The following is a 14920-nucleotide window of genomic DNA, read 5'->3' as shown; positions in this document are numbered from 1 at the left end:
ATTGGGTCGCCTGCATGAAACATACGGTTATTGCCAAGGTATATCCCAACATGAGTAATATAAACATCATAATTCCCATAATAAGACTCATGATAAGAATCATACCGGGCTTTTTCACTTTCGTAAGGAAAAGCATAAACGGAATACCCCCAATGATCCCAATCATAGATGAAAGTAGTATAAGAAAAATCGGAATGAGTCCTGTCATAGCCAGCGCCATAACAATAACAAAATAGATTGCCGCATAGATTCCGATATTGATAAAATCTCTACCATTTAATTTGTTTCCTAATTCTTGTTTACTCATAAAAGTTTAGTCCTTTCTATTTTTTTAGTTAGATTAAGCTAACACAATTATAATAACTTGAAGCGTTTTGTTTGTATATGCCATTTAGACATTATTATTCTGTTTAGTTTAGAAATTTTATATAATAACAAAATTGTAGTTTATAAATTTTATATAATAACAAAATTGATCCATGACAATGACTTTTACAAATATCTGCGGTATAATATAAAAAAAATTAAAACTTGCTTAAAGCTGTTCTTATACTATTAGTATATGAGCAAGCACAGTAAGTGTACGGACACTTACGGAAAATTGACGAAGCAGCCCTTGGGGATCTGCTTCTTTTTTTATCAATTTTTAGCTTGTTAGGGAGAACCCTAAGACCCGAAGTACATTCAAAGGATTTAATTAATCCTTATTCTCTCAATATTTATTTCTATTCCAGATTTAAAGGTTATTTCAAATTTATCATCATATATTTTTATTTGCTTGATGTATTTTCTAACAAGTTCTTCATCATATTCTTTAATATTCTTGCTTTGACTTCTAAGAAACTCTTTCATATCCTTGATGCGTCTTTTGACATCTTCATCAAGAGCCTTTTGAACAAGCATCTTATGTTTTTCACCCTTTAGGGTATCAACTTCATTAGCAATGTCAGTATAGTCTTTCTTAGCTCTTACCTGTGCAAGGAGTTCCTTTTGTTTTACCTCAATTACTCTATTGATGGCTTCTATTTCTTCATCGTTACTGCCAGCAACTACTTTCTCAATATTCTTTATTAGAATTTTTTCAGTATCATCAGAGGTTTTCAAAACCTCATTCATGGCTTTTACAACTGCTTTTTGCAGTTCTTCCTCTCGTACAGTTGGTGCATCACAGCTTTTTGGCCCATGCTCAACCCTTGTACAGCATCTCCATACCACCAAATGCTCTCCACGATTATTCCAAGCAACTCGCCTGTAAATATCTCCACATTTCGAGCAAATACAAAGACTAGAAAGCGCATATTTACTTGAATAGACTCGCTTTTTCTTTTTCCCTTCTCCACTAAACATATTAGCGCGCCTTAGCATTTCTTCCTGCACCTGTATGAATATATCTCTTGGAATAATGGCTTCATGGTTATCTTTTACATAATATTGTGGCTCTGTTCCATCATTTTTTATACGAACTTTATTGATAAAATCTGTTGTAATTGTCTTTTGCAGTAGTGCGTCACCAATGTACTTTTCATTCTCCAGAATTCCTTTTATGTTAGAAACATGCCACTTAAGATGTCCTGCTCCATTTTTTATTTTATCCCTCTGGAGTCCTGTCGCAATTTCTCTTAGACTTGATCCAGCTAGATACTCACGATAGATTCTTTTTACAACCTTAGCCTCTTCCCCATCGATAATCAGATTGCCATCTGCATCTTTGGTATATCCTAAAAACCAGTTTGTATTAATCTGTACTTTTCCCTCTTGATACCTAAACTGTAGACCCATCTTAACATTCTGAGATAATGAAGCTGATTCTTGCTGAGCAAGTGATGCCATAATGGTAAGAAGAAGTTCACCGCTTGCTTCCATAGTATTTATATTTTCTTTCTCAAATATGATAGGTATGTTACTGTCTTTTAGCTGCCTTACATACTTCAGGCAGTCAATGGTATTTCTTGCAAATCGGCTGATAGATTTTGTAATGACCATATCCACCTTACCTGCCATACAATCGTTAATCATGTCATTAAAGCCTTCACGCTTTTTGGTATTTGTGCCCGATATACCATCATCCGCATAAATTCCTGCAAATTCCCAATCACTATTTCTAGAAATATAGTCCGTATAGTGCTTCACCTGCATTTCATAACTTCCAGATTGCTCCTCGCTATCAGTACTAACTCTACAATAAGCTACTACCTTTAACTTAGGTTTTTCTTTTTGATTACTTATCGAATTTCCCGGTCTTTTCCTAGCGGGAATAAGCATTACATTCTCATTCAACTCTATCCCTCCCTAATCAAACTATATACATATTCTGCCTGCTTATATGGATCATCAAATTTCAGCTCTGCTCTGCAACACTTAAATTCCGTAACAGGCACAAACGCTTCTGAAGGACTAATTTCTTTGATTCTGTTCCTTTGAATCGTATTATTTTTTCTAGCTTCTTGAACCTTATTAAATAGATCTTCATCTATCAATTCTGGATAAAATTCTGTTCCAAGATATACCGTATTTCTTAATATCTTTCCAATGGAACTATGTGTTTTATCTATTCCTACAGCTTTTGCTGATGCCCTCATTGAGTTACATTCAAGATATTTTTTATATAGAGCAATCACCTTCTCAGCCTCTGGTATATAGATAACACCTTTTGCATTCTCTACTCGGTATCCATATGGTATGTGTGTCACTTTACTATCACCTCCTCTGTTAAATTTAAGCCACACTTCAGATGAAAGGTGAATTTAAGTCTATCTTCTATCGTAATCTTCTCAACAAATTGTGAAAAAGCATCATCAATAAAATCTTTGATACAATCACTTTTGTTTATAAATCTTAGTAGTTTTTGAGCTTCATTTAGATGATTTAGATCTCCACTAACGATTGATGAAAGACTTGCTTTTTCCTTTTCAAGTTCAGCAAGCTCCAAGGAAATATTATTGTTTTCTGCGTAAAATACATCTAGCTCTATATAACCACTACTTAATAGCTTTGTTAGTACCTGAGCTTGTTCATTCAGCTTTTCTATTTTTTCATCAAGTTCTAAAATATGCCTTAGCCGATCCTTGTTATTTCCACCTCGCAAAGTGTCTACAAAAGGCTTCAGCATAATATTTTTGCCTGCTATAAGCTTATTCATCATTTGAACATATGCTACTTTGATATGTTCTTCTCTTATATACTTCATGTTGCAGCTTTTTTTATCTTCAATATGCCTAACGCAGGTCCAAGCAGCATAGTTTCCACTTTGTGCATATCTCATGCACCTTTTTACTTTTGAACCACATTCTCCGCAATATACCTTTCCGGAAAGAGCGTATCTTTTTTGATATTTGTTATCTGAACCATCTATATTTTTTTCTTTTTTTCTCTGACCTACTACAGTTTTTACCAGTTCAAAATCCTCATGGCTAATAATAGGTTCGTGGTGATTTTTCATCATATATCTGACCTTTTCCCCACGATTTTGATGTCTGTTAAAATTCTCGTCTGTATAGGTTTTTTGAAAGATAACATCTCCTGTATATTTTTCATTCTTTAAAATAGCTTGAACTGTTGAAGAGTGCCATTTGCTGTTTTTCTTTGTAGCTATGCCTCTTTTGTTTAGTTCATTCGCTATTAGATATGATCCCAATCCTGATATTGCCATTCTAAAAATTTCCTTCACAATCTCAGCTTCACTTGGAACAACAACCATCTTTCCATCAACATTTTCATAGCCGTAGGGTGGATAGGAAATAACATAAGTCCCATTTTCAAACCTTCTTTTTAACGACCATTTGCTATTTTCCGAAATGGATCTTGATTCGCTTTCTGCAATAGAACTTAGAATTGAAAGCATAAGTTCTGAGTTCATATGCTCAGTATCTATGTTTTCCTTTTCAAAATAGATGGCTACTCCAAGTCCTGTAAGTTTTCTTACCATTTCAAGGCAGTCCACTGTATTTCTTGCAAATCTACTGATAGATTTTGTAATAACCCTATCAATTTTTCCTTTTTCACAATCATCAAGTAATTTCAGCAGGCTCTCCCTTTTTTCTATTTTTGTTCCACTGATACCTTCATCAAAATATAGCCCTGCGTATTCCCAGTAAGGATTTGCCTTTATGCAATTTTCATAGTGTTCTTTTTGCACTTCAAGACTAAGGAGTTGTTCTGCACTTTCTGTTGAAACTCTAGCATAGGCTGCTACTCGCATTTTCTTAACTCTGTTATTTTGCTGTCTTTTCTCTATTTTTGTTATCTTTGCCATCGTCTCACCTCCTTTTTGGTCAGTACTATATATCACTCTAAAGACACTATTTATCAAGTTATTAATCCAGTATTTCCTTATAAAAAGGCTCAAAATTGAGCTTATTAAGCTCGCTAACCTGCACCGCTTCATCTTCTGAAATTAATCCATTATCTACTAGTCTCTTTGTCAGCATTTGTGCCACTTCATATTCAAAGTCCTTTTGCATTTTTTCTTCTGTAAATTCCCTTGATGGTGTATCAGATCTAATTTGATTATTGCTAGTTATCTTCATGGCACTCACCTCCAAACCTGTCATAGATATAGCAGCTATGGCTACAATACTTACGATTCTTATTTCCATAAGAGATAAAAATCTTACCGCAGCTAACGCAGGTACATTCATAGTTGGCTTTCTTACTTACTAACTCTCTATTTTTATTCCACCAGTTATTTCTGCATTTATCTGAACAAAATCTTTTCTTTTTTCTCCCCGGTTTTTGTATGACAGGTTTGTCGCAATACTCACAGAGAGATGTATCCTCATCACAAGTTTTAGTTCCACCAAGGCCATGACGCTTACAGTAACTTTTGATGGTATTTACAGAAATATTTATCTCTTTTGCTATCGCTGTATATCCAAGTCCCTTTTCTCTTAAAATCTTTATCTTTTCTTTTTCTTCTAATTTCATCGGTCTACTCCCTTCTCACTGGCTAAGGGAGTTTCAAAACGATTTGTCCGACTTAATGTAAAATCTTCTCCCTACAAATCACAGGCAAAAGAAAAGAGAGGATAGTAAACCCAAAATAAAAAAAGCCTGAAGATTATTCCAATTAAGGAACAACACTCAGGCTCATTTCACTACTTATAAAAGTTCATTTACTCTAGCTTGTACTGCGTCATAGTCATATCCGGCTCTTTCAAGTCTGTTCTTTCTATCTTGACCATTACCCCAGTCACCTCGGATCACTTCACGAGCTAGGGTGTCAATAGATTTTCCAGTTGGTTTACTTGCACTTCCAGATAGGATTTCATTCACCCTATTTTGAACAACATTATAGTTATATCCTGCAGATGTCAGACGGTTTACTCTATCCTGTCCATTACCCCAGTTTCCTGCAAGCACCTCTCTTGCAAGTGTATCAATCCTTTTTGATGGAGTACTTGCTACCGGATATACAGATCTGCCATTTGAATCGTAGACAGAATATCCTGGATTTGAATTTGCACATTTCTTCGCATTTTCAAGATTTCTAAATGCACCCTTTTGACTCTTTGCATCACCCCAAGATTTTCTTACTCTATAGAGACTTGAACCTCCTGTGCTTGGTGCATTTGAACTACCACCAGCAAGCCTTTTATTTACCTCGCTTGCAATATATGAAAATTTACTGCCAAGATAAGGTCCCGGACAATTGGTAGCTGCATACCACTCATGCTTTTGAAGTACTCCGTCTTTTCCTCCAGTATAGGTGCAGTTTTTGATTCCGTTTCTCTTACAGATATCTGTAACAAGGTCAATCAGTTTAGCAAGAACCCTATCACTTACTGGCCAGTTGCCACCATTAGATGAGTTTGATACCTCAATGGTAATAGCTCTATTATCACACCATGAACTTGATGTACACCAAGAGCGATTACTCTCATCTACACATAAGACAACCTTATTATCATTTCCGATTCCATAATTGCAGGAAGCCTGTCTTGATGTAGGTTTGAAAATATTACCAATGGTAGCTGCACTAATAGCACCTGCTGTATGGTGAATTGCAATTTTTGTAATCGGCTGATTTCTATGTCCACTATGGTTTGGACTTAGCATTGTCATATCTACTAATCTACTATTACTCATTTTAATTTCCTCCTCTTTCCTTATCATGTAACTGTTCTAACACTGCTTTTAGTTTATCTGGTACAGGTAGTCCAAGATGTGCAGCATTTTCTATTAAAGAAAGACCCTCATTTGAAAGGTAAAAGAACACCACTGCTGTTCTTAGTACACTTCCTGATTTAATCACCTGCACATCAATGATGTTGGCGATACCAACAAGCATACAAATAAGCACCTTTCTACAGATGCCTTTAAATCCTACGTTACTAGATAACTTTTTATCTACCACAGCACACATCACCCCTGTGATGTAATCAATGACTACAAATAAAAGAAGTGCGATGATAAGACCATCACACCCTCCTAAAAAGTAGCCAAGCCATCCGCCAACTGCTGTAAATGCAAGTTGAATCATGTTCCAAAATTCTTTCATATTAAATTCCTCCTTTGTAATAAAAAAACAGCTATTTATAGCTGCTAATAACAAATATCTTTTATTCTATTTTTCTTCACCTTTTGCCTTTAATTTTAAGATTTCATCGTTAAGCTCTTTTTCCCTTTCTTCATAATATTTATCAAAACTTTCTCTAAAAGCATCTACTTCTAAGGCATTTTCTGTAATCGTTGCAGACCTCACATCAGCAAGGATTCCAGAAAGTATCCCTTCAACCATATAGGTTGGAATTGGTATTTTCTGCTGTAAGTTAGCAATACTAGAGCTTAACTCTCCTCGAAACTTCTGGTAGGCGAGGGCATAATTAATGGTTGGTTTCTCCATGAGATTCCTCCTTGTCTTTAAGTAGTAAGTCCAATTTGTGATTGATTTCTTCAAGAAGTAAGGTGTTTTTATCGTCCTTTACTTCTTTCTTGGTCATAATATCCTTTTTTAAAGTGCCTTCATTGATGACCACTTCATTGGTGTTAATAATTAGTTCTGCCATTTTACGTCCTCCTAACCATAATAATTTAAATCCATTAATATACCATCTTTAAAAACCATACGTCCATTTGAACCCCATCTAGATACAGTACCATCTGAATTCATATCAAGTATCTGTACAAAGTTAATTGTGGCATTCACTCCAAATCCAGTTTCCCATTGAGGATCTATTATTTTAAATCCATGTGCATATAGGTTGCATCCAAGATGAATACCATACTGGCTATAAATACTGTTTGATCTTGAAAAACAAAGCATTGTAGTGTAACTTCCAGCATTAGCAGATTCTTCTTGAGAAAATGCCATATATTTTCCTTCGCTATCAAGGTCAAAAACTAAGCCTTTATGGGAGCTGTTACCACTCCAGACATTTGTACCAATCTTTCCGATGTACTTTCCATCACGATAAAAGTGATTGCCGTTTTCATCAAAGACTGCTCTTTTATTACTGCTATCAATCGAACCGTTATATAGCCCAATCTCTCCTGCAGTAATCTGTACATATCTACTAGCGCCATTAAAACCAAGTAAAAAACTGTTATAGTTTTGTCTCATAAAAGTACCAAACTCACCTTTTTTCACCATTGATGAGATAGAGCCTTCCACAACAGATATTTTTGATATTGCTGTTTCAGCCTTTTCCTTAGCTGCACTTATATCCTTATCTACAACTCTTATCCAGTCAAAAGATAGAGAAGAACTAATGCTCTCAGTTGATGAGTAATTCCATAGTTTTCTAGTTCCATCTTTGTATGGCGAGTGTTCTGACTCTGGATAAGACGAACCTAAAAGTAAGACCGCATCACCTGCATCTGTTGGCAAAGTAGATTCACTTCCTATAATTTCTTGATTAGAATCAGCTTTCTTTATAGAATCAATCTTAAAACCATAATAATCATGACCGGAGCCGTCACACCTCCAGTAAAGCCAAAACTTATCTGATGGAATAAATACCGTTTGACCCGCTATACTTGTTCCACCACATCTTGGAAGTGCATATGTCTTTCCATCAAGTTCATAGAATATTTCAACCCAGTCATATCGTTCACTTTCTGTCCTAGAACTTGCATTGAATTTAAGCTCTAATCCTTGCTTTTTCACAATATATCTATACGCATATCCCGTTGTTGTATCATAGAAAAAATCACCAACATGGGTAAGCCTTAATCTATCACTATTCCAGCTATTGGTTGGTGCTCTTGAATAATTAGGAACATAGGTGCCGTAATAATTGCCATTTTTCTGCTCAAGCTTTTGATTAACAGTTTCTACACTTGCCTCAATCTTTTTATCCGTAGCAGAAAACTTTGTATTCACTTCATTGATTGTATAGTAGCTTTTTAACTTCTTATCTGTATCAGATATGGCCTCTTTCTTTGAATCAAGAATCTGCCTTTCCACTTGCGAGGTATAGGAAACTGATAGTTTTTCAGCATCAATGGAGTGACTCATAATTCTTTCGCCATAGATCATTCCATCAAGTGTCATACCAACAGCATATGGACCCTTATATCCATTACGACTTCCACCGATTCCATTCATATTTATCTGAAGAACCTTTGTGGCAGTGTCCTTATCTGGTGTATCCATATATAAGTCTCTAAGCCATCTACCAGAGGAATCATATTCTGTCAGCTTGTATCCACCAGTACCTGTATTCATTTGAGCCTTAAGGTTATCAATGGCACTTTGGACTCTTTCATTATCAATTTTTCTTGTAGTTATACCTTCTTCTTTTATCTGCCTTACTGCATCTTGAGAACTTTGTATATATCCTTTACTTTGATTACTTCCAAGCACCACCTTAATTTCTCCGGGCTTTTGCAGTGGTATGGTCTGTTTCATAACAGGAAATATTCTGTCCATTCCAAATGGATAGGCTATGCACCTTACCCTATCTCCACATTCAATGGTTTCTGTAGCGATTCCAAACTCTGATAAGTCAACAGCTGAAAGGTTTAGCTCTACCATTTCAAACTGATTATCCTTAAGCCACTCTGTTCCTTTTCGTATAAGGTTTGCAGGTACGGTCACATCATCCCATCGTACCACCTTACAAACCCAGTCAAATTCAGTAAGTGCCTCTTTAGAAACAAGATAATTTTTACCATTATTTACTGAAGTAATATCTGTATATTGTTTTAGGACAGCATTAGCATCACCTTCTATTTCCTTACCAAGTGGGATGATGGCTGTTGCCACATCTTCTGCAGATAAGTCCTCAGTATAATCAAGAAGGTTAAGTCCAAACTCTATGCTCTGTCCCGTGTCTTTTCCCATTTCTTCAAGCCTTAAATAATCAAGAATTAAATGACTACCTTCTCTTCTTAGTTTCAAATAGCCACCAAGTTTTTCTACCATCTTTGTCATAATTGCTTCTAGTGTGGTTTCATAATTGGTGTAGCGATATAAGGAATCATTTGGATCGGTAACAGTTACTCTTCCAAGCTTTATTCTTTTTCTTTCATCCACTTGTTCGTTATGAATCTCTAAAAACTTTGATAGTAGCTGGTATGGCGTCTGGTTATGATATTCCATTTGAGGCTGGATACTATCAGCTAGATATGACAAAAGACCTACGCACTGGACTTTCTTATTTCCTCGTAGGTCTTTTGTCTGTTCTCTTACTTCTCCTATAAAGATTTCTCTTTCATCTCGGTATACGCTGACAATAGATTTTCTGTTATAAATTCTTTCGTAGTATGGATTTTCAGGCGGGCATATAAAGATAAGAGTTCCAGCAGTATTTAGTTCCAAATTTAGTGTAGAACTCATTAAAACTGCCTTTTCATCACCCGGATAATAGATGGTATTTCCATCCATCACAATTTTATACACTTATATCCACCCCCTCTTATATGAAATATCTAGTGTGCTACTACCTGTGAAGGTAAGCACTAAGTTCTTTCTTCCTCTAACTTCGGGAAACCTGCTCATGCCTTTAGGTAAAGTAAACTTCTTTCCTTGAAAATTTAAGCTTAGAACATTTTCTGTTTTGTTATTAAATTCAGGAACTATGGTCATATCTGAATCAAAGGGTAATGTTATAGTTTTACTACTTGTAATAACAATCCCATTAACTTTATGAGTAAACTCACCATTTTTCAAATCTTCTAGCCTATACTTATATGGCTCAAGCTTATATTCCAAAGTAATCAGAGAATAATTTTTATCTGACTTAAATTCACTTACCCAAAGCCTACCTTGATAGACATAGTCTTTTTCTGTATCAAGTACTAGCTTTGTCTTTTTACCATGAACTGTACTTAGTAGTTTCCTATAAACCTCTTGCCACTTTTCTATGTCTGAAACAATAAACTCAAATGATCCTGTTCTCATTTCATAAATCACTTCACCTGTAAGGCTTTCCGTTATATCAATTTCACCATGTCTTCCCGGTATATCAAGATACTCTAGCTTTGGTGATGGCAAGTTAATAACCGGCTTACTTGTCGGCACAAGTCCAAAGTCTTTATAACTATGAAACTCTCCTATTTTCATTCCGTACATTCTTACCACCCCCTTGCCTTCCTATTTTGTAATTTCCCTAGTGCCATATCCATCTGCGGTGCAATTCCTCCAACAAGTTCTCCAGAGTCAAGTACAATACTTGTTTCAGAAAACTTAGGAAAATAGGCATCCATGATGGCTACTATTCTATTCATGACACTCAGTAAATCTCCGTTTGCTCCAGCTGTCATATTCTGAAGAGTATCAAGTCCCATGATTACTTCCGGTCCAGCCTCTCCACCTCCAAGAAAATGTCCGCCTTTACTACCAAAAATAGTTGCTCCATTCAAGAGCATTGGCTTATTCATCGCCTTTTTATACCAGTCAATAGAGAGATGTGGTACGGATGGTGGTGCTAAAGAAAAGTGTCCACTGATGCTAAAATGAGGCAGTTTGATATGTGGCAGTTTTAATCTAATACCAGCAAAGAAACCTTTAATTGCATCAACTACGCTTTTAACCTTATTCTTTGCCTCTTCAATCGGTGTAACAATGGCACTCTTTATACCATTCCAAATGGAAACGGCTGTATTTTTAATTCCATTAAATATATAACTTACCGTACTAGAAACTGCATTAAATACCGATGATACCTTTGACTTTATCCCGTCCACCACAGATCCAATTACACTTTTGATTCCGTTCCATACACTTGTTACAACTGATTTTATTGCATTAAAGATTGTAGTAATCACAGTTTTGATAGCATTAAGTACTGTTGAAATCGTAGTACTAATTGCATTCCATACAGTTGTAATGACTGTTTTTATGGCATTCATAACGGTAGAAATAAAAGTACTAATCGTATTTAAGACCGTCATTACTACCGTCTTTATAGCCTCCCACACAGCCATAATGGTTTCCTTACAGTTTTCCCAAATAAACCTAAAAGGAAGTGTGATCAGTTCAAAGTAGCCTTTAATAAGCTCCACAATAAACATCAATGCTACAGTAAGTATATTTTTTATAGTTTCCCAAACTGTAGTGAAGATACTAACTAGACCTTCCCATATTCCTTTAAAGAAATCTGATATAGTCTGCCAAATACTCATAATTGTAGTGGATACTGTTTCCCATAAGCCTTTGAACCACTCTGTAATAGCACCCCAGTTTTTTATAATGGCAATGATGGCCACTACTGCTACTATGATTGCTGCAATAATTCCTATAATTGGAAGAAGTGAAACATTAAGTGCTCCAAAGCCAACCGCCGCTCCACCAGCGGCAGTCCCTGCAGCTGCTGTTCCTGCTGCACTTGCACCTCCTGCAACTCCCGCAGCTGTAGTTGCTACTGTCGTTCCCGTAATAAGGCCAATTAAACTTCCTAGTGCAGATGTAATTGTTCCCACTGCTGTGATGACTTTTCCTATGACAACTAAAACAGGTCCTACAGTTGCAGCAATAAGGGCAATTTTTACAATGGCATCTTGCATACCAGGAGATAGACTATTCCACCTTTCATTTAAGGATTTCATCATCTCTGAGAACTTGGTAAGCATTGGTGCAAGAACGCTCATAAGAGAATTACCAACATCAGCTCCTACTATCTTTAAGCTATTAAGGGAAGTCTGAAACTTATCGATTGGATCAAGTGTTTCATTAAATGTGCTATCTACATTTCCAATATTATCTTTTAATGATGTACCTAATTCTTCAAATGATAAGGAGCCATTTTTACAAGCTTGATAAATTGCACCACCTGCTCTTTTACCAAAGAGTTCATAAGCCGCTTGTAGTCCTTCCGTTTCACTACTAGCATTCACCATGCTGTCTTGGATTTCTTTTAGTGCCTCTTTCATAGGCTTTCCATTTGCTGTAGCATTAGCAAGTGCCTTTGTAAGTCCTGTCATAACCTGTGAAGTATCTGCACCAGACATTTCAACATTTCCGAGGAAGTTTGCTGCATCACTTGCAGAAAATCCTAGTTGCTGAAGTGCTGCAGAGTTTGTCACCATACTCTTTGCAAGAGTATCCATACTGATACCGGTTCTTTGTCCGACAGCATTCATGGTATCAAGTAAGGCTCCTGCATCTTCTGCCTTTAGTCCAAATGCAGATATGACTTTCTGCGTATTATCAATAGCAGTGGAAACATCTGTATTATTAAGCTGAGCAAATTTTATAAATTTACCAGAAAGTTCTTCTAGCTTTTTACCAGTAAGACCAAATCTAGTATTCACCTCACCAATTGCAGCACCTGCTGTTTCAAAGTCTGTAGGAATTGAAGTCGCAAGGTTCTTCATGCTTGTTTGCATTTCTTCAAGTGCTTTACCAGATGCACCTGTTTTCTGAACAATGATATCCATTCCTTTATCCACTTCATTAAAGGCAGATAAAGATGCAGCACCTATTGCTACGATAGGTGCTGTTACATGAGTTGATAGACCTTTACCAACTTCAGTGGTCTTATCTCCAACTTCTTTAATTTTATCTCCTGCCTCTTTCATGGAAACAGATAGTGCTGATGGCACTTTTTTAGCCTCTTCCTCAAGAGCCTTTAGGTTGTTTTCTGTTTCAATAATTTCTCTTTGCAGGGCATCATACTTATCTTGTCCAAGTTCCCCATTTTCAAGCTGCATTTTTGCCTGCTTATCTGCCTCTTTTAAGGCATTTAACTTTTCGCTAGTTTCAGAGATTTCCTTTTGTAGTAACTGTTGTTTTTGAGCAAGCAGTTTTGCATTGGAGGGATCAAGTTTAAGAAGTCTATTTACATCACGAAGCTGTGACTGAGTGCTTTTTATAGTAGAGTTTACACCTTTTAAGGCTTTATCAAGACCAGTAGTATCTCCACCAATCTCAACAGTAATACCTTTTATTCTATTGGCCACTTTAACCCCTCCTTTCCTAAAAATGAGCATGAAAAAAGCTCAGATTATTCTGAGCCTTAAAATCGAACTAATATCATATTCAATATTTTTAAATAGTATCAACTAGAAAATACCTTTATTATATTTAAATTGACCATATAATATTAAAAGTATTCCGACTCCACCCATAGGAGCTATAACATATTCTAACGGAATATTAATATGCAGTAATGGTAATATAAATCCTATAATTAAAGATAAGCCGATTATCAGAGTTCCAATTCCAACAATCCTTCCATATTTAGGTACATCCTCTTCCTTGACTTTTCTGCGATTATATGAATGGATTGTACTGATATTTCCTGTAATATTCACGATTCCTAAAATTGATATTAATAATCCGATCAATAGTAAACTGATATCTTTCATGCTTGCATTCCTCCTAAAAATAAAATAAATCTTCAAATTTTTTATCCAAAGCAATACATAAAATTAAGGCCAATTTAGCAGTTGGATTAAATTGCCCCGTCTCAATTGAGCTAATTGTATTCCTTGATACACCTACCATTTCCGCCAATTTTGCTTGGGATAATTTTGCTTCCGAGCGTACTTCTTTTAAATTATTCTTTAATATTAATTCTTCATTCATACACTTGCACCCATTAATTGCTTAACTTGAACAATGAATAATATAAACGCTAAAGCTATAAATAGTAAACTTACAAGCAAATCAGTTTTCCTTTTTAATTTTATGAATCTAACTAACCAATTTGTCCCAAGAATCGAAAAATAAATAATCCAAGGGCTTACTATATATTCATCTGTAAATATTCTCGCAATAACAGAGAGCAGAACACATATTGTCGCTCCAACTCTTCCAGCTATATTACCAGCTTGATAGTTAGTTTGCATTTCGACCAAGTCAGCATTTTTTAATTCGTTTCGACTTCTAGATAATATTTCTTCTTTATTCATTCCGTAGCCTCCTGCCAAGTTTTATTGTCAAAATTATTATATTATAGCCAAGTAAACTTGTCAATATTTTTTGGAAATTTATTTTCAAATCAAAACTTATCAAAGTCAGCTTGTCCTGCCACCTTGCTATATTTCACTCCGTCATTTGATTTTTCAGTCCAAATATCTAGTACCATACCAATTGTAAGTAAATCCAGTTCAGAAATGCTTATCCCTATTTCCACGCATCTTAGTAGAAATAGGGCAGTTGTCATTTCCCTGCTACTTTTTGGAAGTTTTTTTTAGACTGAACTTCCGTTTCAAGGTTTGCTCCCCAAAGTTCAAGAATCTCAGGGAGTATTTCATAGATTGAAAACATCTCAAATTGGTCAAGCCAATCATCAATATTTCCAGCAATACTCCTATCTGCATGGTAAGCCATAATATAGGCTACATTTTCAAATATCTCAAGGTCATCTATTTCAAATGAACCCTCACTTGCTTTGAAGGTTTTTTCTAGCTTTGATAGGTCCTTGAAAATATCTCTCTTAAATTTAATTCTGTATAGTCTTGGTATTGTAGCAGATGAACGAAACTTTACATCAACCTCTCCTACTTTTACTGTTTTCTCAAGCATATTTTCCCT

General features: G+C 35.6%; 17 protein-coding genes. All 17 read right to left on the bottom strand.

Going from position 1 to position 14920, the window contains the following annotated elements; all coding sequences use genetic code 11:
- The coding region (locus D3H64_RS10205; protein WP_199700128.1) for an MptD family putative ECF transporter S component at positions 1-307 on the bottom strand (307 nt) is incomplete at its 3' end.
- 386 nt (positions 308-693) lie between these two features.
- Positions 694-2262 carry a recombinase family protein gene (locus tag D3H64_RS04020; protein WP_199700132.1) on the bottom strand — a complete coding sequence of 523 codons (1569 nt, stop codon included), beginning with the start codon at positions 2260-2262 and terminating at the stop codon, positions 694-696.
- A 17-nt stretch (positions 2263-2279) separates the two neighbouring features.
- Positions 2280-2690, bottom strand: a complete 411-nt coding sequence (locus tag D3H64_RS04015) for a recombinase family protein (protein ID WP_063633078.1) — start codon at positions 2688-2690, stop codon at positions 2280-2282.
- Complete coding sequence (locus D3H64_RS04010) at positions 2687-4252, bottom strand: recombinase family protein (RefSeq protein WP_063633077.1); 1566 nt, start codon at positions 4250-4252, stop codon at positions 2687-2689. The genes D3H64_RS04015 and D3H64_RS04010 overlap by 4 nt, the downstream gene beginning before the upstream one ends.
- A 61-nt stretch (positions 4253-4313) precedes the next feature.
- On the bottom strand, positions 4314-4526 hold the full coding sequence (locus D3H64_RS04005) for an SHOCT domain-containing protein (RefSeq protein WP_063633076.1): 213 nt from the start codon (positions 4524-4526) through the stop codon (positions 4314-4316).
- Positions 4513-4923: a helix-turn-helix domain-containing protein gene (locus D3H64_RS04000; RefSeq protein WP_063633075.1), complete on the bottom strand. Its 411-nt coding sequence runs from the start codon at positions 4921-4923 to the stop codon at positions 4513-4515. The genes D3H64_RS04005 and D3H64_RS04000 overlap by 14 nt, the downstream gene beginning before the upstream one ends.
- Positions 4924-5097: 174 nt before the next feature.
- A complete protein-coding gene (locus D3H64_RS03995; RefSeq protein ID WP_121564979.1) occupies positions 5098-6084 on the bottom strand; it encodes an N-acetylmuramoyl-L-alanine amidase in 987 nt (328 codons plus the stop codon).
- Position 6085: 1 nt separating this feature from the next.
- Positions 6086-6496, bottom strand: a complete 411-nt coding sequence (locus D3H64_RS03990) for a holin family protein (protein ID WP_121564978.1) — start codon at positions 6494-6496, stop codon at positions 6086-6088.
- Positions 6497-6562: 66 nt separating this feature from the next.
- Positions 6563-6841 carry a toxin gene (locus D3H64_RS03985; protein ID WP_121564977.1) on the bottom strand — a complete coding sequence of 93 codons (279 nt, stop codon included), beginning with the start codon at positions 6839-6841 and terminating at the stop codon, positions 6563-6565.
- Positions 6822-7004, bottom strand: a complete 183-nt coding sequence (locus D3H64_RS03980) for a hypothetical protein (protein ID WP_111680827.1) — start codon at positions 7002-7004, stop codon at positions 6822-6824. Before D3H64_RS03980 ends, D3H64_RS03985 begins: the two co-directional genes overlap by 20 nt.
- An 11-nt stretch (positions 7005-7015) precedes the next feature.
- Positions 7016-9841: a phage tail protein gene (locus D3H64_RS03975; protein ID WP_121564976.1), complete on the bottom strand. Its 2826-nt coding sequence runs from the start codon at positions 9839-9841 to the stop codon at positions 7016-7018.
- Complete coding sequence (locus tag D3H64_RS03970) at positions 9842-10513, bottom strand: hypothetical protein (RefSeq protein WP_121564975.1); 672 nt, start codon at positions 10511-10513, stop codon at positions 9842-9844.
- Positions 10514-10515: 2 nt separating this feature from the next.
- On the bottom strand, positions 10516-13341 hold the full coding sequence (locus D3H64_RS03965; RefSeq protein ID WP_121564974.1) for a phage tail tape measure protein: 2826 nt from the start codon (positions 13339-13341) through the stop codon (positions 10516-10518).
- A gap of 102 nt (positions 13342-13443) precedes the next feature.
- Positions 13444-13749 (bottom strand): hypothetical protein, encoded by a 306-nt coding sequence (locus D3H64_RS03960; RefSeq protein ID WP_121564973.1) that lies wholly within the window; start codon positions 13747-13749, stop codon positions 13444-13446.
- A gap of 13 nt (positions 13750-13762) precedes the next feature.
- Positions 13763-13969 (bottom strand): helix-turn-helix transcriptional regulator, encoded by a 207-nt coding sequence (locus D3H64_RS03955; protein ID WP_121564972.1) that lies wholly within the window; start codon positions 13967-13969, stop codon positions 13763-13765.
- Positions 13966-14295 carry a DUF6442 family protein gene (locus D3H64_RS03950; protein ID WP_121564971.1) on the bottom strand — a complete coding sequence of 110 codons (330 nt, stop codon included), beginning with the start codon at positions 14293-14295 and terminating at the stop codon, positions 13966-13968. The genes D3H64_RS03955 and D3H64_RS03950 overlap by 4 nt, the downstream gene beginning before the upstream one ends.
- 250 nt (positions 14296-14545) lie before the next feature.
- Positions 14546-14911, bottom strand: a complete 366-nt coding sequence (locus D3H64_RS03945) for a hypothetical protein (RefSeq protein WP_121564970.1) — start codon at positions 14909-14911, stop codon at positions 14546-14548.
- Between the last annotated feature and the right edge of the window lie 9 nt (positions 14912-14920).

It is taken from the genome of Atopobacter sp. AH10 (genome assembly GCF_003664595.1).
Taxonomy (GTDB): domain Bacteria; phylum Bacillota; class Bacilli; order Lactobacillales; family Aerococcaceae; genus Atopobacter.
The sequence above is the reverse complement of the archived record's forward strand: the minus strand, read 5'-3'. Positions and strand labels throughout refer to the sequence as shown.